General features: G+C 62.7%; 18 protein-coding genes. 7 read left to right on the top strand and 11 right to left on the bottom strand.

Features of this window, described 5'->3' with window-relative positions:
• The first annotated feature begins 123 nt into the window (after positions 1–123).
• The 6 genes from rsfS to EP165_RS06745 all read left to right on the top strand — a co-directional run bounded on the left by rsfS (position 124) and on the right by EP165_RS06745 (position 5,565).
• Positions 124–501, top strand: a complete 378-nt coding sequence (gene rsfS, locus EP165_RS06770; protein ID WP_127520709.1) for a ribosome silencing factor — start codon at positions 124–126, stop codon at positions 499–501.
• A gap of 32 nt (positions 502–533) precedes the next feature.
• Positions 534–1,016: a 23S rRNA (pseudouridine(1915)-N(3))-methyltransferase RlmH gene (gene rlmH / locus EP165_RS06765; protein WP_127520708.1), complete on the top strand. Its 483-nt coding sequence runs from the start codon at positions 534–536 to the stop codon at positions 1,014–1,016.
• 137 nt (positions 1,017–1,153) lie between these two features.
• On the top strand, positions 1,154–2,437 hold the full coding sequence (locus EP165_RS06760) for a murein hydrolase activator EnvC family protein (RefSeq protein ID WP_127520707.1): 1,284 nt from the start codon (positions 1,154–1,156) through the stop codon (positions 2,435–2,437).
• Positions 2,427–3,755 (top strand): S41 family peptidase, encoded by a 1,329-nt coding sequence (locus EP165_RS06755; protein ID WP_127520706.1) that lies wholly within the window; start codon positions 2,427–2,429, stop codon positions 3,753–3,755. Before EP165_RS06760 ends, EP165_RS06755 begins: the two co-directional genes overlap by 11 nt.
• Positions 3,756–3,872: 117 nt before the next feature.
• A complete protein-coding gene (locus tag EP165_RS06750) occupies positions 3,873–5,030 on the top strand; it encodes a divergent polysaccharide deacetylase family protein (protein ID WP_127520705.1) in 1,158 nt (385 codons plus the stop codon).
• Between the two features lie 4 nt (positions 5,031–5,034).
• Positions 5,035–5,565, top strand: a complete 531-nt coding sequence (locus EP165_RS06745; protein ID WP_127520704.1) for an RNA pyrophosphohydrolase — start codon at positions 5,035–5,037, stop codon at positions 5,563–5,565.
• A gap of 68 nt (positions 5,566–5,633) precedes the next feature.
• Here EP165_RS06745 and EP165_RS06740 read toward each other — a convergent pair whose 3' ends face one another.
• From EP165_RS06740 to EP165_RS06705, 8 genes are all read right to left on the bottom strand, one after another.
• Positions 5,634–6,041 (bottom strand): F0F1 ATP synthase subunit epsilon, encoded by a 408-nt coding sequence (locus EP165_RS06740; protein WP_127520703.1) that lies wholly within the window; start codon positions 6,039–6,041, stop codon positions 5,634–5,636.
• A gap of 122 nt (positions 6,042–6,163) precedes the next feature.
• A complete protein-coding gene (gene atpD / locus EP165_RS06735) occupies positions 6,164–7,708 on the bottom strand; it encodes a F0F1 ATP synthase subunit beta (protein WP_127520702.1) in 1,545 nt (514 codons plus the stop codon).
• Positions 7,709–7,730: 22 nt separating this feature from the next.
• A complete protein-coding gene (locus tag EP165_RS06730; protein ID WP_127520701.1) occupies positions 7,731–8,603 on the bottom strand; it encodes a F0F1 ATP synthase subunit gamma in 873 nt (290 codons plus the stop codon).
• A 38-nt stretch (positions 8,604–8,641) separates the two neighbouring features.
• Positions 8,642–10,171, bottom strand: coding sequence for a F0F1 ATP synthase subunit alpha (atpA, locus tag EP165_RS06725; protein ID WP_127520700.1), 1,530 nt, complete (start codon positions 10,169–10,171; stop codon positions 8,642–8,644).
• Positions 10,171–10,713, bottom strand: a complete 543-nt coding sequence (locus EP165_RS06720) for a F0F1 ATP synthase subunit delta (RefSeq protein WP_501981659.1) — start codon at positions 10,711–10,713, stop codon at positions 10,171–10,173. Before EP165_RS06720 ends, atpA begins: the two co-directional genes overlap by 1 nt.
• Positions 10,714–10,964: 251 nt before the next feature.
• Positions 10,965–11,360, bottom strand: coding sequence for an AGROH133_08824 family phage infection protein (locus EP165_RS06715; protein WP_127520698.1), 396 nt, complete (start codon positions 11,358–11,360; stop codon positions 10,965–10,967).
• A gap of 69 nt (positions 11,361–11,429) precedes the next feature.
• The gene (locus EP165_RS06710; protein ID WP_127520697.1) at positions 11,430–11,882 is read right to left on the bottom strand and encodes a hypothetical protein; all 453 of its coding nucleotides are present in this window, start codon (positions 11,880–11,882) and stop codon (positions 11,430–11,432) included.
• A 49-nt stretch (positions 11,883–11,931) separates the two neighbouring features.
• Entirely contained in the window at positions 11,932–14,109 is a 2,178-nt protein-coding gene (locus EP165_RS06705) for a primosomal protein N' (protein ID WP_127520696.1), read from the bottom strand.
• An 83-nt stretch (positions 14,110–14,192) separates the two neighbouring features.
• On the opposite strand from EP165_RS06705, the gene fsa reads away from it, so the two are divergent.
• Positions 14,193–14,846, top strand: a complete 654-nt coding sequence (gene fsa / locus EP165_RS06700; RefSeq protein WP_127520695.1) for a fructose-6-phosphate aldolase — start codon at positions 14,193–14,195, stop codon at positions 14,844–14,846.
• 19 nt (positions 14,847–14,865) lie between these two features.
• Here fsa and EP165_RS06695 read toward each other — a convergent pair whose 3' ends face one another.
• From EP165_RS06695 to leuS, 3 genes are all read right to left on the bottom strand, one after another.
• Positions 14,866–15,759 (bottom strand): 1-acyl-sn-glycerol-3-phosphate acyltransferase, encoded by an 894-nt coding sequence (locus EP165_RS06695; protein WP_127520694.1) that lies wholly within the window; start codon positions 15,757–15,759, stop codon positions 14,866–14,868.
• 122 nt (positions 15,760–15,881) lie between these two features.
• Positions 15,882–16,430, bottom strand: a complete 549-nt coding sequence (locus tag EP165_RS06690; RefSeq protein WP_127520693.1) for an LPS assembly lipoprotein LptE — start codon at positions 16,428–16,430, stop codon at positions 15,882–15,884.
• Positions 16,417–19,050 (bottom strand): leucine--tRNA ligase, encoded by a 2,634-nt coding sequence (leuS, locus tag EP165_RS06685; RefSeq protein WP_127520692.1) that lies wholly within the window; start codon positions 19,048–19,050, stop codon positions 16,417–16,419. Before leuS ends, EP165_RS06690 begins: the two co-directional genes overlap by 14 nt.
• Positions 19,051–19,137 lie beyond the last annotated feature (87 nt).

Genomic DNA, 19,137 nt, shown 5'->3' with positions numbered 1-19,137 from the left:
TCTTGAAACTGTTGCAGGACTCTGCCTATCTTCAGGGTGTCGTGCAGATTCCGTGCGCGATTCCGTTGTTCTTGTACGAAAGGGAAGACGCTGAGAACAGCAATACGGAAGAAGGCAGAAACCATGCCTTCGCCGGTCCAGATGAGCGGATTTGATGCCGCCCCTCCGGCCCTCAAAACGGCTCTTGCCAGTCTTGAAGACTCCAAGGCCGAACAGATCGTACCCATCGACATCCATGGCAAGTCCAGCCTCGCCGATTTCATGGTGATCGCCTCCGGGCGCTCGCATCGCCATGTCGCGGCCGTGGCCGAGCATCTGCTCAAGGCGCTGAAGGATGGTGGATACGGCAATGCACGCGTTGAAGGGCTTTCCAGTTCCGACTGGGTTCTTATCGATGCGGGCGATGTGATCATCCACGTGTTCCGGCCGGAAATCCGGGAGTTCTACAATCTGGAAAAGATGTGGCAGGCTCCGGATCTCGAAGAAGAGACGGTGCACTGACCCGCTGACAGCGGGTAACGCACCGGACTGGAATGCGAATAGAGATACACGCTGTCAGACGGCTGAAAGCCGGCCCCGAAAGGGAGCTTGCGATGCGTTATCTCGACCGATTGGCAAAAACCGGACCGCAGCTCGGCCTGGAATTCGGCGGTGTGAGCGAGCATGCGGAGGGCCGCGCCGCGAATACTGCACAGCGCAAGCGCGAAGAGGCACAGAAGCTTTCCGCCCAGCTGCCGCAGGGCGCCGCGCTGATAGCTCTTGACGAGGGCGGCCGCCCGATGGACAGCGAATCATTCGCCGGCATGCTTGCGGCCATGCGCGACGAAGGCCGCTCCGCCGCCGCTTTCCTGATCGGCGGCCCGGACGGGCTGGACCAATCGCTGCTTGATGCAGCCGAGCGCAGAATTGCCTTCGGCGCCATGACCTGGCCGCATCAGATCGTGCGCATCATGCTCGCTGAACAACTCTATCGCGCGGTGACGATCCTTTCAGGTCACCCCTACCACCGCGCATGACGGGCCTTCGCCCGGGAAGTTCACGTGAAATTGACAGCCGCATCCCTTGGCTTCATGCGGCCATCTTCGGTGCTCATAAGGTTGATCGTTCGTTAACGGAGCCGCACATAGAATCGGTCGCAAACGCTCGGGCTTCGATGATGGTTTTCCGTCCGGCACTCGCCGGGTTCTTTGCTGTTCTTTTCTGCATGCTGGCCGCGCCCGCGGCGCGGGCGGAAACGGTCGACGTTATCGTCGACAGGCAAACGGCAAGCCGCAATGCCTATGCCGAAGTTGCCAGACAGATAAGCCTGTCGGAGGAGCGGCTGGCTGCGATCGCAGCCGAGGTTGCTGCGCTGAAGGGCGACGAGCAGACGCTGACGGCGTTGCTGATCCAGGCGGCAAGGACCGAGCGCAAGCTGAGCGACGAAGCGCATGCGATCGGCGAACGCATATATGCGCTCGGCGGACAGGAAGAGGCATTGCGCGCATCGCTTGCGGAACGCCGCGGCGTTCTTGCCGAGGTGCTAGGTGCGCTGCAACGCATGGGCTTGAACCCGCCGCCTGCGCTTCTGGTTCGCCCCGAGGACGCGCTGTCATCCGTCAGAAGCGCCATTCTGCTGGGCTCGGTGGTACCGGAGATGCGGGCCGAAACCGAAATTCTGATCGCAGATCTTTCCGAGCTCAGAAGGCTGGTCGCCACGATTTCGGCGGAACGCGACAAGCTTCTGGAGACAGTAGCCGAACAGGTGACGGAGAAGGAGCGCCTTGCCGCCCTGATCGCCGAGAAGGCAAAACTGCGCGAGCAGTCGCAGGAGGTATTGGAGGCGGAGCGTCAGAGAGCAGGCGAACTGGCCGCTAAGGCCAGCAGTCTGCAGGAGCTCATCTCAACGCTCGAGAACGAAATTGTATCTGCGCGCGCCGCAGCCGAGGCGGCGAATGCACCTTCCGAGCGCCCGGTTCCGGAGCAGAACCGCCTCGCGGGACCGGTGCCGTTCAAGGCGATGCTGGGGCAGGTTTCCATGCCGGTCAGCGGGCGCATCGACCTGCGCTTCGGGGAGGACGACGGGGCCGGCGGCACCAGCTTTGGCGACATCGTTACAACACAATCGGGGGCAATCGTGACTGCACCCTCTGACGGCTCGGTTCTTTACGCTGGACCCTTTCGTTCATACGGGCAGCTATTGATCCTCAATGCTGGCGATGGCTATCATATCGTTCTGGCCGGCATGGACCGAATCAACGTTTCGCTCGGTCAATCGGTACTGGCCGGTGAACCCGTGGGCACGATGGGGGAGGCCAGACTGGCGAGTGCGGTGGCCCTCGCGGATGGAAATAGGGAACCGGAGCTCTACGTGGAGTTTCGCAAGGACGGAAAACCCATCGATCCCGCGCCATGGTGGGCGCAGAGTTATTCTGGAAGGACTGGAAATGATTCGTAGGATGTCGCTTCTGCTCGCCGGCGCCCTCATGGGCGCATCGGCCATGAGCCTGGTCTACGGCACACCCGGTTCCACCGCCAATGCCGCGGCCTCCGACACTTATCGGAATCTGGCGATTTTCGGCGATGTGTTCGAACGTGTACGGGCCCAGTATGTGACCCCGCCGGACGAGAAATCGCTGGTTGAAAACGCGATCAACGGCATGCTCACCTCGCTTGATCCGCACTCCTCTTATCTCAATCCGGAAGCAGCCCAGGACATGCGCGTGCAGACGCGCGGCGAGTTCGGCGGCCTCGGTATCGAGGTCACGATGGAAAACGAGCTGGTCAAGGTGATCGCGCCGATGGAGGGCACGCCCGCGGCCCGCGCCGGTGTACTGGCCGGCGATTACATCGCCGAGATCGACGGCGAGGACGTACGCGGCCTGACGCTTTCCGACGCTGTCGACAAGATGCGCGGCGAAGTGAACTCGCCGATCGAACTGACCATTCTGCGCGAAGGCGCCGACAAGCCGATCAAGCTCACCATCGTGCGCGATGTGATCAAGGTGAAGGCCGTACGGTATCGCGTCGAGGAGGATGTCGGTTATCTGAAAATCAACTCCTTCACCGAACGTGCCTCCGACGATCTGCGCGACGCGATCCGCAAGATCGAGGAAGAGGCCGGCGGCGCCGACAAGATCAAGGGTTTCGTTCTCGATCTGCGGCTCAATCCAGGCGGTCTGCTCGATCAGGCCGTGGGTGTAACCGACACCTTCCTGGAACGCGGCGAGATCGTCTCCACCCGCGGCCGCGACCGCAAGGATGTGACGCGCTTCGATTCACGCGCCGGGGACGCTACGGGCGGGAAGCCGGTCATCGTGATGATCAATGGCGGCTCGGCGAGCGCCTCGGAGATCGTTGCCGGCGCACTGCAGGACCACAAGCGTGCGGCTGTCTTGGGCACCAAGTCCTTCGGCAAGGGGTCGGTTCAGACAATCATCCCGCTGGCCGAAAACGGAGCCCTGCGACTGACCACGGCGCTTTATTACACGCCGTCGGGCAAATCCATTCAGGGCACGGGCATCACGCCGGACATCCGGATTGAACAGCCGCTGCCGGACGAACTGCTGGGACGCGACGTCACCCGCGGCGAATCGGAACTGCGGGGCCACATCCAGGGCGTCGAGGAAGATGACGAGGGTTCCGGCTCGTCGGCCTATGTGCCGCCGGATCCGGAAGATGATGTCCAGCTCGGTCATGCGCTCGACCTCATTCGTGGCGTCAAGACAGACCCTGCCTTCCCGCCAAATCCGGACCAGGCACAGCTCCAGGAGTAAGGCCGTAAATCGCCGGTCCGCGCCAGCCGCGGACCGGTTCGTTAGAGAACTACCGGCAGCCGCAGCTTTGTCCATCGTCCAGCCGGCCCCAATAACAGCGACCGACAGGACCTTTTAGTGGACAGCAAGGCCGAACGCAGCGAGATCGAACAGCCGCTGGGCCTGAATGTCAGGCGCGGCCGGCCGCGCTTTTCGTTTCCCCCGCTTTCGGTTTTTGCTTTCTGGATTGCAGTGCTGGCAGTTTTCGGTACTTCCACTGCAATCGCGCTGCGCGATCGGCCTTTCCGGTCCGCTACGCAGGCAGTGGTGTCGGTGCCGCAGGAACAGACGGCAACCGCATCCCAACAGGCGTCGCGGCCTCAGCCGACCGAAACCCGCACCGACGGCGGCGCCTCTATCATCCGCGTTCCCCCACCCGCATCGGGCACATCTGTTGAAGTGTTCGACCCGAGCGCCAAAGGACAGAACCTGCGGGTGGCGCACCTTCCGGACAGGGCGCTGATCCAGGAAACCGAGTTGGGCCCTTTGCCGGTGCGCGGTGCCGACGGGCGCAGGCCTTTCGACGTTTATGCGCGTCCGTGGTCCGGCGCCCGGGGCGCCCGCATCGCCATCGTGATCGGTGGCCTCGCTGTCTCTCAGACCGGCACGCAGGAGGCCATCGCCAGCCTGCCTGCCGAAGTAACGCTCGCATTTGCCAGCGGCGGCAATTCGATCGACCGCTGGATGCAGACGGCCCGTCAGAAGGGCCACGAAATCCTGATGCAAGTTCCGATGGAGCCTTTCGACTATCCCAATGTCGACCCGGGCAAAAATACGCTCACGGTGGACGCCGGCGCCTCTGAAAACGCACAGCGCCTTCATGTCGCTCTGTCGCGCACGACCAACTATGTCGGTGTCATGAACTATCTCGGCGGGCGGTTTGTTACCGAGAATGCGGCAATGAAACCTTTCATGGATGAACTTGCCGCGCGCGGCCTCATGTTTCTCGATGACGGTACATCGGCGCGCAGCATGGCCGAAGAGCTGGCCGCCGGGGCGCGCGGACCTTATGCCGCCGCCGATCTTCACATCGACAAAACGCGCGATCGCGGCGATATCCTCAAGAAGTTGGACGAAGCCGAACGCACTGCCCGCGCCAAGGGTTATGCGATAGCCATCGGTTCGGCGTTTCAAGGAACCGTGTCGGCAGTCACCGAATGGATCGCAGAAGCCAGAAAGCGCGGCATTGAGGTCGTCCCGATTTCGGCGCTGGCGAATGACCCGGAGGCCGGCTGACCGAATGGGCAAAGACAAGCGCAGGCAAACGCCGGACCGCGAGGCGATGCCCTACCGGCGCTGCGTCGGTGCATTGGTGCTCAATACAGAGGGACTTGTCTGGGCCGGCCGGCGGATTGTGGATACGGACTCCGAGCTGCTGGCGTCACCGATGCTTTGGCAGATGCCGCAGGGCGGCATCGATAAGGACGAAGACCCTTTCGAGGCCGCAAAGCGCGAACTCTACGAAGAGACGGGCATCCGAAGCGTATCTTTGCTCGCCGAAGCCCCGGAATGGATCAACTACGACCTGCCCGACGATATCCTCGGCAAGGCACTGAGTGGCAAATATCGCGGCCAGACCCAGAAATGGTATGCCTTCCGTTTCGATGGCGATGAAACCGAGATTGCCATCGATCCACCGCCAGGTGGCCACACGGCCGAATTCGATGCCTGGGACTGGAAACCTATGGCTGAGATGCCTGAGCTTATCGTGCCTTTCAAACGCGGCGTCTACCGGCAGGTTGTGACCGCCTTCAGGCACCTCGCTCCCTGACTCTACCGGACCGGCAACAAAAAAGCCGGGCTCATGGCCCGGCTTTAGGTTCCTGCTGATGGGACCGGCTAGGCCGGAATCAGTGCGCCTTCGAGCGTCGTCAGCTGATGCAGATAGAGTTCGGCACGGCTGCGCTCGTCCAGATCTTCGGCGTGCTCGGCCTTATGCCTCGCATCGTCAATCCGTTTCTGCAGCTCGGCACGGTCGAGTCTGTCCGCCGGTACGGCAGATTCCGCCAGCAGCGTGCATCCCTGCGGAAGAATGTCGGCAAAGCCGCCAAACACCGCATAACGCTGTTCGCCGCCGGAAACCGGCTTCACAGTTACGACGCCTGGCTTGATGGTGGTCATGATCGGCGCATGCGACGCCATCACGGTCATCTCACCATCGGTTCCCGGGATAATCACCTGCTCGACCTCTTCCGAGATCAGCAGCCGTTCCGGAGAAACCAGTTCGAATTTGAAGCTTTCAGCCATAGACTTGGGGGAGTAGGGCTGTAGGCAGTAGGCCAGTAGGGGACGCTCCCCGAGTAGCTATGCCAATGTCCCTCTTCCGCTCTCCTTATTGCCCTATTGCCTTACTGCCGTTATCGCCCTGATCAGGCCGCCTCGGCAGCCAGCTTCTTGCCCTTTTCGACCGCTTCTTCGATCGTTCCGACCATGTAGAAGGCAGCCTCCGGAAGGTGGTCGTAGTCGCCGGCAACAAGACCCTTGAAGCCCTTGATGGTGTCCTCGAGGTCGACCAGCTTCCCGGGCGAACCGGTGAACACTTCGGCCACGAAGAAGGGCTGCGAAAGGAAGCGCTCGATCTTGCGGGCGCGGGCAACGGTCAGCTTGTCCTCTTCCGACAGCTCGTCCATGCCCAGGATCGCGATGATGTCCTGCAGCGACTTGTAGCGCTGCAGCGTCTGCTGCACGTCACGCGCTACCTGGTAGTGCTCTTCACCGACGATCATCGGGTCGAGCATGCGCGAGGTGGAGTCGAGCGGATCCACGGCCGGGTAGATGCCCTTTTCCGAAATCGCACGATTCAGCACGGTCGTCGCATCAAGGTGTGCGAACGAGGTAGCAGGCGCCGGGTCGGTCAAGTCGTCGGCGGGCACGTAGATGGCCTGCACCGAGGTGATCGAACCCTTGGTGGTGGTCGTGATGCGCTCCTGCAGCGCGCCCATGTCGGTCGCCAGCGTCGGCTGATAGCCCACGGCAGAAGGAATACGGCCGAGAAGCGCCGACACTTCCGAGCCCGCCTGCGTGAAGCGGAAGATGTTGTCGACGAAGAACAGCACGTCCTGGCCCTGGTCGCGGAAATACTCCGCAACGGTCAGGCCGGTCAGGCCAACGCGGGCACGCGCGCCGGGCGGCTCGTTCATCTGACCGTACACAAGCGCGGCCTTGGAGCCTTCGCCGCCGCCCTTCTTGTTCACGCCGGACTCGATAAACTCATGATAGAGATCGTTGCCCTCGCGGGTACGCTCGCCAACGCCGGCGAACACCGAGTAGCCGCCATGCGCCTTCGCAACGTTGTTGATGAGCTCCTGGATGAGCACCGTCTTGCCCACGCCGGCGCCGCCGAACAGGCCGATCTTGCCGCCCTTGGCGTAGGGCGCCAGAAGGTCGAGGACCTTGATGCCGGTGACCAGAATTTCGGCCTCCGTCGACTGCTCGATATACTCCGGAGCCGGCTGGTGGATGGCGCGCACTTCGCTGCCCTTGACCGGACCCTCTTCATCGACCGGTTCGCCGATGACGTTGACGATACGACCGAGCATTTCCGGGCCGACAGGCACCGCGATCGGGCTGCCGGTGTCGGTGACTGCCTGGCCGCGCACCAGACCTTCGGTGGTGTCCATGGCAATCGTGCGGACGATGTTTTCGCCCAGGTGCTGAGCGACTTCCAGCACAAGGCGGGTACCCTGGTTGTCGGTCTCGAGCGCGTTCAGGATCGGCGGAAGGTGATCGCCGAACGCGACGTCGACGACGGCGCCGATAACCTGGTGCACCTTGCCGGTGGCGCCGGAAGCCTTGGTGCTCTTGGATGCCGCACCTGCCTTTGCTGCAGCCGGCTTGCGCGCGGTTGTCTTCTTGGCGGCCGCGGCCGTCGCGGCCTTCGCCGGAGCCTTTTTCGGGGTAGCTGCTCTAGCCATTTTTCGTACCCTTCGTCCTGTCCTAGAGCGCTTCCGCGCCCGAAATGATTTCGATGAGTTCTTTGGTGATCTGCGCCTGGCGCTGGCGGTTGTAGGTGATCGTCAGCTTGTCGATCATCTCGCCGGCGTTGCGCGTCGCATTGTCCATGGCGGTCATCTTGGCGCCCATCTCGCCGGCAGCGTTTTCCAGCAGGGCCCGGAAAATCTGCACCGCGATGTTGCGCGGCACGAGATCACCGAGGATCTCCTCGGCCGACGGCTCGTACTCATAGACCGCGTTGCTGCCTTCTTCCGTCTCGCCGGTAGCCGCCGGAATCAGCGGCTGCGCGGTCGGGATCTGGCTGATCACCGACTTGAAGCGCGAATAGAACAGCGTGCAGACGTCGAATTCCCCGGCGTCGAAACGCGCGATGACCTTTTTCGCGATCTCGTCGGCATTGGCGAAGCCGATCTGCTTGACTTCCTTGAGCTCGACACGGTCGATGATCAGCTGCGCATAATCGCGCCGCAGCATGTCATAACCCTTGCGGCCGACGGTAAGGATTTTGACCTTCTTGCCTTCGGCTGTGAGCTTGCGGATATGATCGCGCGCCAGACGCGCGATCTGCGAATTGAAGCCACCGCAAAGGCCGCGATCGGCAGTTGCAACGACGAGCAGGTGCACATCGTCCTTGCCGTTGCCGGTCATCAGAGCCGGCGCTTCGCCGCCGCCAGCCACCGCCTGCGCGATGTTGGCCAGCACGGCATCCATCCGTTCCGAATAAGGGCGTGCAGCCTCGGCCGCCTCCTGCGCACGACGCAGCTTCGCCGCGGCGACCATCTGCATCGCCTTGGTGATCTTCTGCGTCGCCTTAACGGAGGCGATGCGGTTACGAAGGTCTTTCAAAGAAGCCATGCGGCGACCCTGATCCTGTCAGTCTCGGTTCGTCGGCCTCAGGCGAAGTTCTTGGCGAAGGCGTCGATCTGTGCCTTCAGCTTCGCGGAGAGGTCGTCGGAAAGTGCCTTTTCCTTGCGGATGGCGGCGAGTACGTCCTTGCCGTCGGAGCGCATATGGGCCAGCAGCCCCTGCTCGAACTTGCCGACCTGAGCAACGGTCAGCTTGTCGAGATAACCGTTCACGCCGGCGAAGATCACTGCGACTTGCTCTTCCGTCTTCAGCGGCGAGAACTGCGGCTGCTTCAGAAGCTCGGTCAGGCGCGCACCGCGGTTGAGCAGGCGCTGCGTTGCCGCATCGAGGTCGGAGCCGAACTGAGCGAACGCCGCCATCTCGCGGTACTGCGCCAGCTCGCCCTTGATCGAGCCTGCAACCTGCTTCATTGCCTTGATCTGAGCCGAGGAGCCCACACGCGAAACAGACAGGCCGACGTTCACGGCCGGGCGGATGCCCTGGAAGAAGAGGTTGGTTTCAAGGAAGATCTGACCGTCGGTGATCGAGATCACGTTGGTCGGAATGTAGGCCGACACGTCGTTGGCCTGCGTCTCGATGACCGGCAGCGCCGTCAGCGAACCCGCACCATTGTCTTCGTTCATCTTCGCGGCGCGCTCGAGCAGGCGCGAGTGCAGATAGAACACGTCGCCCGGATAGGCTTCGCGGCCCGGCGGGCGGCGCAGCAGCAGCGACATCTGGCGGTATGCAACGGCCTGCTTGGACAGATCGTCGTAGCCGATCAGCGCGTGCTGGCCGTTGTCGCGGAAATATTCGGCCATGGCGCAGCCGGCCATTGGGGCCAGGAACTGCATCGGGGCCGGATCGGAAGCGGTCGCGGCGATGATGATCGAATATTCGAGAGCGCCACGCTCCTCCAGAACCTTCACGAACTGCGCGACGGTCGAACGCTTCTGACCGACGGCGACGTAGACGCAGTAGAGCTTCTGGCTCTCGTCGTCGCCTGCATTGAGCGATTTCTGGTTGAGGAAGGTGTCAAGAATGATCGCGGTCTTGCCGGTCTGGCGGTCGCCAATGATCAGCTCGCGCTGGCCGCGGCCGACCGGGATCAGCGCATCGATGGCCTTGAGGCCGGTCGACATGGGCTCATGCACCGACTTGCGCGGAATGATGCCCGGCGCCTTCACGTCAACGCGGCGGCGCTCGGCAGACTTGATCGGGCCCTTGCCGTCGATAGGATTGCCCAACGCGTCGACAACGCGGCCGAGCAGGCCAGGACCTACCGGAACGTCGACGATGGCGCCGGTCCGCTTGACGGTGTCGCCTTCCTTGATGTCGCGGTCGTTGCCGAAAATAACGACACCGACATTGTCGGCTTCCAGGTTGAGGGCCATGCCCTTGATGGCGCCCGGAAATTCGACCAGCTCGCCGGCCTGGACATTGTCCAGACCGTAGACGCGGGCGATACCGTCACCAACGGAGAGAACCTGACCGACTTCGGAAACTTCGGCTTCTTTGCCGAAGTTCTTGATCTGGTCCTTGAGGATTGCGGAAATTTCCGCGGCGCGGATATCCATCAGCCGACCTCTTTCAGTGCAAGCTTAAGCGAATTGAGTTTGGTGCGTAGCGACGTGTCGATCTGGCGCGAGCCGATCTTCACGATCAGACCACCGAGAATGGCGGGATCAACGTTGAGTTTGATCGCGACGTCTTTTCCGGCCACTTCCTTCAGCGAGGCATTCAGCTCCCGCATCTGTTCGGCCGTGAGTTCATGTGCCGACGTAACTTCGGCAGCCACCTCGCCGCGATGCGCGGCGGCGACGCGGCGGTAAGCGGCGATCATGGACGGCACGGCGAACAGGCGCCGGTTACGCGCCACGACACGCAGGAAGTTGCCGACCAGGCCTTCGATGCCCGCCTTCCTGGCGATCGCGTCGATGGCGCGAAACTGGTCGTCCGCCGAAAAGACCGGGCTTTCGATAAGACGCTTCAGATCGGCATTTGCGTTGATCAGGTCTTCAACCTCGCCGAGAGTCGCTTCGACCTTCTCGACCGACTTGGCTTCGAGCGCGAGGTCGAAAAGTGATCCCGCATAACGCTCGGCCATTCCAGAAATCATCGAACCAGAATTCGCCACGAAGTGCCGCTCTTCCTGTCTGATTGGCCGCAAGATTTACGCTGGAGCTCTGAGCTCTTGCTAAATCTTTGACCTTGCTGATTATTTTTGGCCAGCCACCGGGACACACCGGCTCCCCCAGCCAAATATTGACCGCCGTCTAGCATACGCTTCCGGGACTCGCAACACGCCGGAAGTCGGCCTTTTGGCGCGTTTTTGTCGCACGCCCCTCTTTGACCGCGGAAAGCCTGCGATCAGGGGACCAGCCCGAAGGCAAACAGCAGCACCGACAGCGCCAGAATGATCTCGAGTATCAGCGAAATCCAGTTGTAGAGCGTATTGCCATCGTCAGAGAGCATCGACACGAGCCGCCCGAATCCCGTCAGTGCCCAGGCGAGCCCAAGGGCGATATAGAGCAGCGGTTGCGCTAGCAGGATGCAGCAGAGCCCCAGCGCGATCTGAAAGCCGGCCAGATTCGCGCGGGCACTGGCCACCGCCTCGGGATGCTCCGGCAGCGTCTGCAGCCGGTAGAGGCGCAGCCCGCTGGTGGGTGCGAAAAGCAGAAACAGCCCGAGCAGCACGGTAACGACGGCGCAGCTCCACGCCAGCCATTCCCCGAGGCTCAACGGCCAAGGAAAAGCAAATTCCATCTGGCGCCCCTCGAACTGCGCATCAATGCGGCCAGTCTAGCAGCTTGCGGCTGGATGGCCAGCGCGGTGTCAGACGCCGCAGTCACCGTGAAACTCCACCTCTTCCGAGCCGCCCGGCCCGCTGACGGAGATCGTTCCGGTATAGGAGGTGCTTTCGCCGCCGCTCTCACCCTTGATCATTGAGACCTTCACCTCGTAGCTGGGTTCGCCCCAGGTACGGTAGCTGCGCAACTCGCCCTCGCCCGACGTCATTGTGTCGATTTCCTCAAGCTGGCGCACCTGGTGGTGCAGCCCGATATAGGCGTAGCGCGCATTGGAGCCGGTAATCGTGTCGGTATTGTCAAAGAAGACGAAACGCCAGCTGTCGGGATTGTTGTAGTCGAAGTTCTGGCCGTTGCGCTGGAAGGTGCAATAGGAGTTGATGTTGGGCCATAGAATGTCCGTGATGATCGGCTGCTGAGCCTGTGCCATCTGGGCTGAGCTGATGAATATGGCGGCTGCCGACGCTGCGATCTTCTTCATGACGTCTCCCGAAGTTGAGCCGGAACTCTAGGGAGGAGCTTCCGCAACGTCAAAGAAAACTCTGCGGATCGATGTCGACCTGCACGCGCACCGAGCCGCGCGGCCTGGGTGCGGCTTCCAGCATGATCCGCAGGTAGTCCTGCATGCCGGCCCGGCGCGTACCATGGACCAGAAGCCGGAAACGGTACCGCCCGGCAATCAGGGCCAGCGGCGCTTCGGCGGGTCCGAGGACGCTGATCTGGTCGCTTGGGGCCGCTGCCCGGCGCAGGGCGCGCGCATGCGCTTCGGCTTCGCCGCGCGTTGCGGCGCTCACCACGATCGCCGCCAGCCGGCCGAAAGGCGGCATGGCCGCCCGCTGCCGTTCCGCGATCTCGCGCTGGTAGAAGCTTTCCGCATCGCCTGAAATCAGCGCCTGCATCACAGGATGGTCCGGCTGGTAAGTCTGGATCAGGCCCTGGCTGCGCCCGCCCGCGCGTCCTGCCCGGCCGGTCACCTGGCTGAGCAGCTGGAACGTCCGTTCCGCCGCGCGCGGATCGCCGTTCGCCAACCCGATATCGGCATCGACGACACCAACCACCGTAATGCCGGGAAAATTGTGCCCCTTGGCGACAAGCTGCGTTCCGATCACGATATCGGCCTCGCCCTTGGCAATGGCCTCGAATTCAAGCCGCAGCCGCTTCACGCCGCCGACAAGATCGGAAGACAGGACGATGATGCGCGCATCGGAAAAATGCTCCATCGCCTCTTCCGCGATTCGCTCGATCCCGGGGCCGCAGGCAACGAGGTGATCGAAGGTCCCGCATTCGGGACAGGCCTCCGGCCGTGCCTCGTGATGCCCGCAATGGTGGCAAACGAGCTGACCGCGAAAACGATGCTCAACCAGCCAGGACGAGCAGTCCGGGCACTGGAACCGGTGCCCGCACACCCGGCACAGTGTCAGCGGCGCATAACCCCGCCGGTTGAGGAAAAGCAGCGACTGCTCGCCTCGCTCCAGCGCACCGCGCAGTGCCTGGATCAGGACCGGCGACAGGAACCCGCCCCGCGCTGGCGGATGGCGCCGCATGTCGATCGCCTTGAGTTCCGGCAAAACGGCCTCGGCATAGCGCGTCGGAAGCGCCACGCTGTGGTAACGCCCGGTCTCGGCGTTGACCCGCGTCTCGACGGAGGGCGTGGCCGATGCCAGTATCACCGGAAACTGGCCGATATTGCCGCGCACCACCGCCATGTCACGCGCGTTGTAGAAAACCCGGTCTTCCTGCTTGTAGGCGGTGTCGTGCTCTTCATCGACCACGATCAGCCCGAGATTGTCGAACGGCAAGAAGAGCGACGAGCGCGCGCCCGCCACCACCTGCACATTGCCTTGCGCGACTTGCCGCCAGACGCGCTCGCGCATACGTGGCGTGACATCGGAGTGCCACTCCGCCGGCTTGGCACCGAATCGATCGTGAAAGCGCTCCAGAAATGCCTGGGTCAGCGCGATTTCCGGCATCAGGATCAGCACCTGTTTGCCTGCCCGAATCGCCTCACCGATTGCTTCGAAATAGGTCTCCGTCTTGCCGGAGCCAGTCACTCCATCGATCATGGTGACTGAAAAAGCACTTTCCCGCACCCGTTCGCGCAGGCTGCCGGCGGCTTCCTCCTGATCGACGGTAAGTTCGGGCTGCGCGTAGTCGGGGTCGGGTTTCGCAACCACGGGCTGCGGTGGCAGAAGCACCGTTTCGAACACATCCTGTGCAACGAGCCCATCGACCACGCTGAGCGACACGCCGGCCGCATGGGCCAGCCCCGACCGGGTCCAGGCCATGCCGTTGCGCGCAAGCTCCAGCACGCGGCTGCGGGCTGCTGTCACCCGCTCCGGCTCGCCGCCCGAATAGCGAAGCCCGGGCTGTGGCGGCTCCGGCTCGAAGGCCGCAGGCGCCCGCAAGAACATCCGCGCCACCATGCCCGGCGAAGTCATCGTATAGGCGGCGACCCAATCGACGAAACGCCGCGCCGCCTCGCCGAGCGGCGGGCAGTCGAAAACCTCCGAAATCGGCCTCAGCCTCCTGGCATCGACATTTTCGCCCGCCCCGTCCCAAACCACTGCCGCGACTTCGCGCGGGCCGATCGGCACCCGCACGATGGAGCCCGGCCGTACCTCCGCACCTTCCGGCACGGCGTAGGAGAACGGCCGGTCTACCGGCGTCGGCACAAGCACCGGAACCGTTCTGGGCGAATCTTTGCTCATGGTGGGTGACCTTGCCCGGTTCTTGCGATAGAGCAAGGCCGAATGGCGCCCGCGCCAACCGCCCATCTGCCCAGGAGACATCCATGAAGTTTTTCGTCGACACCGCCGACACCTCTGAAATCAGCGAGCTCAACGCACTCGGGCTTCTCGACGGCGTGACGACAAACCCATCGCTGATCCTGAAATCGGGCCGCGATATCCTGGAAGTCACCAAGGAGATTTGCGGCATCGTCGACGGCCCGGTATCGGCCGAGGTTGCCGCGACCGAATATGATCAGATGATGCGCGAGGCCGACGTTCTGTCGAAGATAGCCGACAACATCTGCATCAAGGTTCCGCTGACCTTCGACGGTCTCAAGGCATGCAAGGCGATCACCGGTGACGGTCGCATGGTCAATGTCACGCTCTGCTTTTCGGCCAATCAGGCACTGCTGGCGGCAAAGGCAGGCGCGACTTTCATTTCGCCATTCGTTGGCCGCATCGACGACACCGGCGAGGATGGCATGGAGCTGATCGCCGAGATCAGGACGATCTACGATAACTACGACTTCGACACCGAGATCCTGACGGCTTCGGTTCGGACCGTGAATCACGTCAAGCAGGCAGCCCTAATCGGTTCGGATGTAGCCACCGTGCCGCCGGCTATCCTGAAACAGCTGGTCAAGCACCCGCTGACAGACAAAGGTCTCGATGCGTTCCTGGCGGACTGGGCCAAGACCGGCCAGAAGATCGCCTGACGCAACAGCTGGGACGGGTTCACGCGCGCCTGAACTCTGCTTCCGGATTTACGCACAGCACCTTCACCGCGTGATCCTGCAGCTGCCGGGTCGCGTCGGCTGCATTGCCGTCGAGCTCGTCCGGCATCACCGGCTTGCCGATATTGAGCGCAAAGGGCTTGTGCTTCTTGTTCAGAAGCTCGTGAAATACCGTCATGTCGCGCAGTTCGGTACTGCGCGGCGACACGAAATAGAACCACCAGGAATTGCGCGACGTTATCGACACCGGAACAACCGGCACCCGGTAACGCCTGGCGAGCGAAACCAGCGTCGTCTGCCATGGGCGTTCGGCCACATGGTCCTTGTTCCAGTAGGCTATGCGGCCGGAAGGAAACAGCAGCACAGCGCGCTCGGTAGCAAAAGCCCGCGCAGTCTGCTCCAGCGTCGCCCGGCTTTTCGCCCTCGACTTTTCGCTTTCCCGCCATTCGACCGGGATCAGCACTTCGCGCAGCCGCGGCGACACGCGCAGCGCATCGCGGTTGGCGAAAATCGCCATGTCGCTGCGCTTGGTTTTCAGCACGTCGAAGGCGGCAACCGCATCGGCAATGCCGGTCGGGTGGCTGCAGGCCATGATGAACCCGCCCTCGGCCGGAATGTTGTCCGCACCGGCGACCTGAATGTCGAGCGCCAGAAGGTCACTGACGAAATCGAGCACGCCGCGGCCGGAAAGCGTCGCGATATGATCCGCCATCCGCACCGCTTCCGAATAATGCAGGAAACGGTAGAGCAGCGGCCGCATCAGCGGCCACAGCGGATGCGCCGATAACCCGGCGGCGCGCTCCGCAATCAGCTGGTCGACAATGTGACTGTCTTTTGGGGCAAGGTCGCGGGGAAGCAACCGTGCCGCTACGAGGTCTGTGAAAGTCGAAACCATCGTCCTGTCGTCCGTTCAGGAAGCGCATGCCGGTGCAATGCTTACTGATTGATTTGCGTGACGCGGGAATGACACGCGCCAGCGGCAACAAACGACGTCAACAAGGCGAAAAGACGATAGCCCTAGCGGCCGGATGCAAGCTGCTGCGCGACCGCCAGCCTGACCTGCTCCGCAACCTCGCGTGCGGCCCGGTTCTCGGCATCGCGCAACGCCCTGTCCGCGGCGAAATGCTGGCGCGGAACGTCATAGGCCGAAACGACCTGCCGGCTGCCTTCTGCGACGATTTGGCCGCCCTCGGTATCGCGCACCGTATAGGCGGCGGTCATAGTCAGCAGGGATGACGAGGGCGACTGTTCCGTGGCGCTGACCACGATCTGAGCCGCAGCGCTGGAACTGCTGGTGACATTGATCCGCATCACATAGGCAGGGTTTGCCGGGCTGCCCCGCCCGCCGCCGAACATGAAGATCAGATGATTGCGCACTTCCTGCGCCTGTCGCGTCGAAACAGGCTCGATTTCGACACTCGCCAGGCGCGAAGGTATCGACGCCGGAGACCCCGCATTGCCGTAGAGCGGCCCGGCCGTGCAGCCCGCACCGAGCAATGCCGCACCGATGAACGCCAGTCCGAGACCGGTGGCAAGGCTGCGGCGCATTGGGTCAAACGACGACATTGACAATCCTCTGTGGCACCACGATCACCTTGCGGGGCGAGCTTCCGTCGAGCGCTTTCTGCACCGCTTCCAGCGCCATGACGGCGCTTTCCACCGCAGCTTGGTCCGCGTCGCGCGCGATTGTCAATTCGGCCCGCTTCTTGCCGTTGATCTGCACCGGGTAGACGATCTCGTCGTCGATGGTGAGCTTGTCGTCGAACGCCGGCCATGCCTGTTCTGCAGCCATGCCTCGGCCGCCGAGTGCGACCCAGCATTCCTCGGCCAGATGCGGCATCATCGGCGCAATCATGGCAACGAAAAACTCCAGCGCCTGCCGCAGCGCGGCGCTAGTGGCGGCATCCGCCTTGCCGTTTGCCGCCTGCGCGAGCAGCGGCTGCATCGTATTGGCGAGTTCGTAGAGCCGCGCCACCGCGCGGTTGAAACCGAGTTTCTCGATATCCTCGCCGACCGCCTTCAGAGTCTTGTGCGCCGCGCGCGACAGCGCCACGGCGTCACCTTCGGTCGCTGTGGCCGCGCTGACATCCTTCAGCGCGGGTGCCGCCTCCGAAACCAGGCGCCAGACGCGCTGAACGAACCGATGCGCGCCTTCCACCCCGGATTCGGTCCAGATCACATCGCGCTCGGGCGGCGAATCCGACAGCATGAACCAGCGCGCGGTATCGGCGCCGTACGAGCCGATGATGTCGTCGGGATCGACGACATTCTTCTTCGACTTCGACATCTTCTCGATAGGGCCGATCTGCAGCGCGTCGCCGGTGCTCGTCACCTTGGCCGTGCGCTGGCCGTCCGCTTCCTCGATCGTCACTTCCGCCGGCGTCACATAACCCGACGGGCCCTTATAGGTCTCGTGAACGACCATGCCCTGCGTGAACATGCCCTCGAACGGTTCCTCGATTGCGTTCACATGACCGGTCGCTTTCATCGCGCGCACGAAGAAACGCGAATAAAGCAGGTGCAGGATCGCATGCTCGATGCCGCCGATATACTGATTGACCGGCAACCAGCCATTCGCGCCATCGACATATTTCAGCGTCGTCGGCGCTTCCGCGTTCCACGGATCGGTAAAGCGCGCGAAATACCAGGACGAGTCCACGAACGTGTCCATCGTGTCGGTGTCGCGCCGCGCGTCGCCACCGCATTTCGGGCACTTGACGTGTTTCCATGTCGCGTGATGGTCGAGCGGATTGCCCGGCTTGTCGAATGAAAGATCGTTCGGCAGCTCGATCGGCAGTTCCGCCTCTGAGGCGGGCTGCGCGCCGCAGGCATCGCAATGGATCACGGGAATGGGACAGCCCCAGAAGCGCTGGCGTGAGATCAGCCAGTCGCGCAGGCGGAACTGCACCTTGCGTTCCGCCATCGGGCGGTTGCCCATCGGCACCTGTTCCAGCCGCTTCGCCACGTCCTCGAAAGCGTCATTCGGGGTCATGCCGTCGAGGAAGCGCGAATTGATCATCACGCCGTCGTCGGTATAGGCCTCGTCGATAACCTGAAAAGTCGCGGCGTCCGCTTCGGCGGGCATCACCACCGGAACGACCGGCAAGCCGTATTTGTTGGCGAAATCGAGGTCGCGCTGGTCGCCGGACGGGCAGCCGAAAATCGCGCCCGTTCCGTATTCCATGAGCACGAAGTTGGCGACATAGACCGGCAGCGTCCAGCTTTCGTCGAACGGGTGCACGACGCGAATGCCTGTGTCGAACCCCTTCTTCTCGGCGGTTTCCAGCGCCGCCGCCGACGTGCCCATGCGCTTCACCTCGGCCACGAACGCAGCGAGTTCGGCATTCTGCGCCGCCGCCTTTTTCGCCAGCGGGTGGTCGGCCGCGACAGCCATGAAAGACGCACCGAAAATGGTGTCGGGCCGCGTCGTGTAAACCTCGAGCTCGGTTTCGCCCTCGGGCGCGGTTGCCTTGTCGAGTTTCCAGCGTATCTGCAGGCCCTCGGACCGGCCGATCCAGTTTTCCTGCATCAGCCGCACCTTGTCTGGCCAGCGGTCGAGCGTATCCAGTCCGTCGAGCAGCTCCTGGCTCATCGAGGTGATCTTGAAGAACCACTGCGTCAGGTCGCGCTGTTCAACAAGAGCGCCGGAACGCCAGCCCTTGCCGTCGATTACCTGCTCGTTGGCGAGCACGGTCATGTCGACCGGGTCCCAGTTGACCTTGGCGGTCTTGCGTTCGACCAGCCCGGCCTTCCAGAAATCGAGGAACATCTTCTGCTGGTGTTTGTAATAATCGGGATCGCAGGTCGCGAATTCGCGCGACCAGTCGAGCGACAGGCCCATCGTCTTGAGCTGGCCCTTCATCGTGTCGATGTTGGCATAGGTCCAGTCGCGTGGATTGACCTTGTTGTCGCGCGCCGCGTTTTCCGCCGGCAGGCCGAACGCGTCCCAGCCCATCGGGTGCAGCACATTGTAGCCCCGGGCGCGCCGGAAGCGGGCAACCACATCGCCCATCGTGTAGTTGCGCACGTGGCCCATATGGATGCGCCCTGAGGGATAAGGGAACATCTCCAGCACGTAGTATTTCGGGCGCGGGTCGTCGTTCGCCGTTTCGAATAGCTTGGCGTCTGCCCAGGCCTTCTGCCATTTGGGTTCACAGACACGCGGATTGTAACGTTCAGTTGCCATGGAAGAGAATTCAAACCAGAAAGTGCCGGAAATTGCGCCGCGGACCTTCACCATGCTTTGGCGGAAGCGTCAACTGCGGGAGATTAC

This window comes from Mesorhizobium sp. Z1-4, from assembly GCF_004000235.1.
Lineage (GTDB): Bacteria > Pseudomonadota > Alphaproteobacteria > Rhizobiales > Rhizobiaceae > RCIO01.
This window is presented reverse-complemented; position numbering and strand designations above follow the sequence as displayed.

Bases quoted from the DNA above. Each gene is read 5' to 3' on its own strand.
- rsfS (WP_127520709.1), top strand. From the start codon at position 124: ATGCCTTCGCCGGTCCAGATGAGCGGATTTGATGCCGCCCCTCCGGCC.
- rlmH (WP_127520708.1), top strand. From the start codon at position 534: ATGCGAATAGAGATACACGCTGTCAGACGGCTGAAAGCCGGCCCCGAA.
- EP165_RS06760 (WP_127520707.1), top strand. From the start codon at position 1,154: ATGATGGTTTTCCGTCCGGCACTCGCCGGGTTCTTTGCTGTTCTTTTC.
- EP165_RS06755 (WP_127520706.1), top strand. From the start codon at position 2,427: ATGATTCGTAGGATGTCGCTTCTGCTCGCCGGCGCCCTCATGGGCGCA.
- EP165_RS06745 (WP_127520704.1), top strand. From the start codon at position 5,035: ATGGGCAAAGACAAGCGCAGGCAAACGCCGGACCGCGAGGCGATGCCC.
- EP165_RS06740 (WP_127520703.1), bottom strand. From the start codon at position 6,041: ATGGCTGAAAGCTTCAAATTCGAACTGGTTTCTCCGGAACGGCTGCTG.
- atpD (WP_127520702.1), bottom strand. From the start codon at position 7,708: ATGGCTAGAGCAGCTACCCCGAAAAAGGCTCCGGCGAAGGCCGCGACG.
- EP165_RS06730 (WP_127520701.1), bottom strand. From the start codon at position 8,603: ATGGCTTCTTTGAAAGACCTTCGTAACCGCATCGCCTCCGTTAAGGCG.
- atpA (WP_127520700.1), bottom strand. From the start codon at position 10,171: ATGGATATCCGCGCCGCGGAAATTTCCGCAATCCTCAAGGACCAGATC.
- EP165_RS06720 (WP_501981659.1), bottom strand. From the start codon at position 10,713: ATGATTTCTGGAATGGCCGAGCGTTATGCGGGATCACTTTTCGACCTC.
- EP165_RS06715 (WP_127520698.1), bottom strand. From the start codon at position 11,360: ATGGAATTTGCTTTTCCTTGGCCGTTGAGCCTCGGGGAATGGCTGGCG.
- EP165_RS06710 (WP_127520697.1), bottom strand. From the start codon at position 11,882: ATGAAGAAGATCGCAGCGTCGGCAGCCGCCATATTCATCAGCTCAGCC.
- EP165_RS06705 (WP_127520696.1), bottom strand. From the start codon at position 14,109: ATGAGCAAAGATTCGCCCAGAACGGTTCCGGTGCTTGTGCCGACGCCG.
- fsa (WP_127520695.1), top strand. From the start codon at position 14,193: ATGAAGTTTTTCGTCGACACCGCCGACACCTCTGAAATCAGCGAGCTC.
- EP165_RS06695 (WP_127520694.1), bottom strand. From the start codon at position 15,759: ATGGTTTCGACTTTCACAGACCTCGTAGCGGCACGGTTGCTTCCCCGC.
- EP165_RS06690 (WP_127520693.1), bottom strand. From the start codon at position 16,430: ATGTCGTCGTTTGACCCAATGCGCCGCAGCCTTGCCACCGGTCTCGGA.
- leuS (WP_127520692.1), bottom strand. From the start codon at position 19,050: ATGGCAACTGAACGTTACAATCCGCGTGTCTGTGAACCCAAATGGCAG.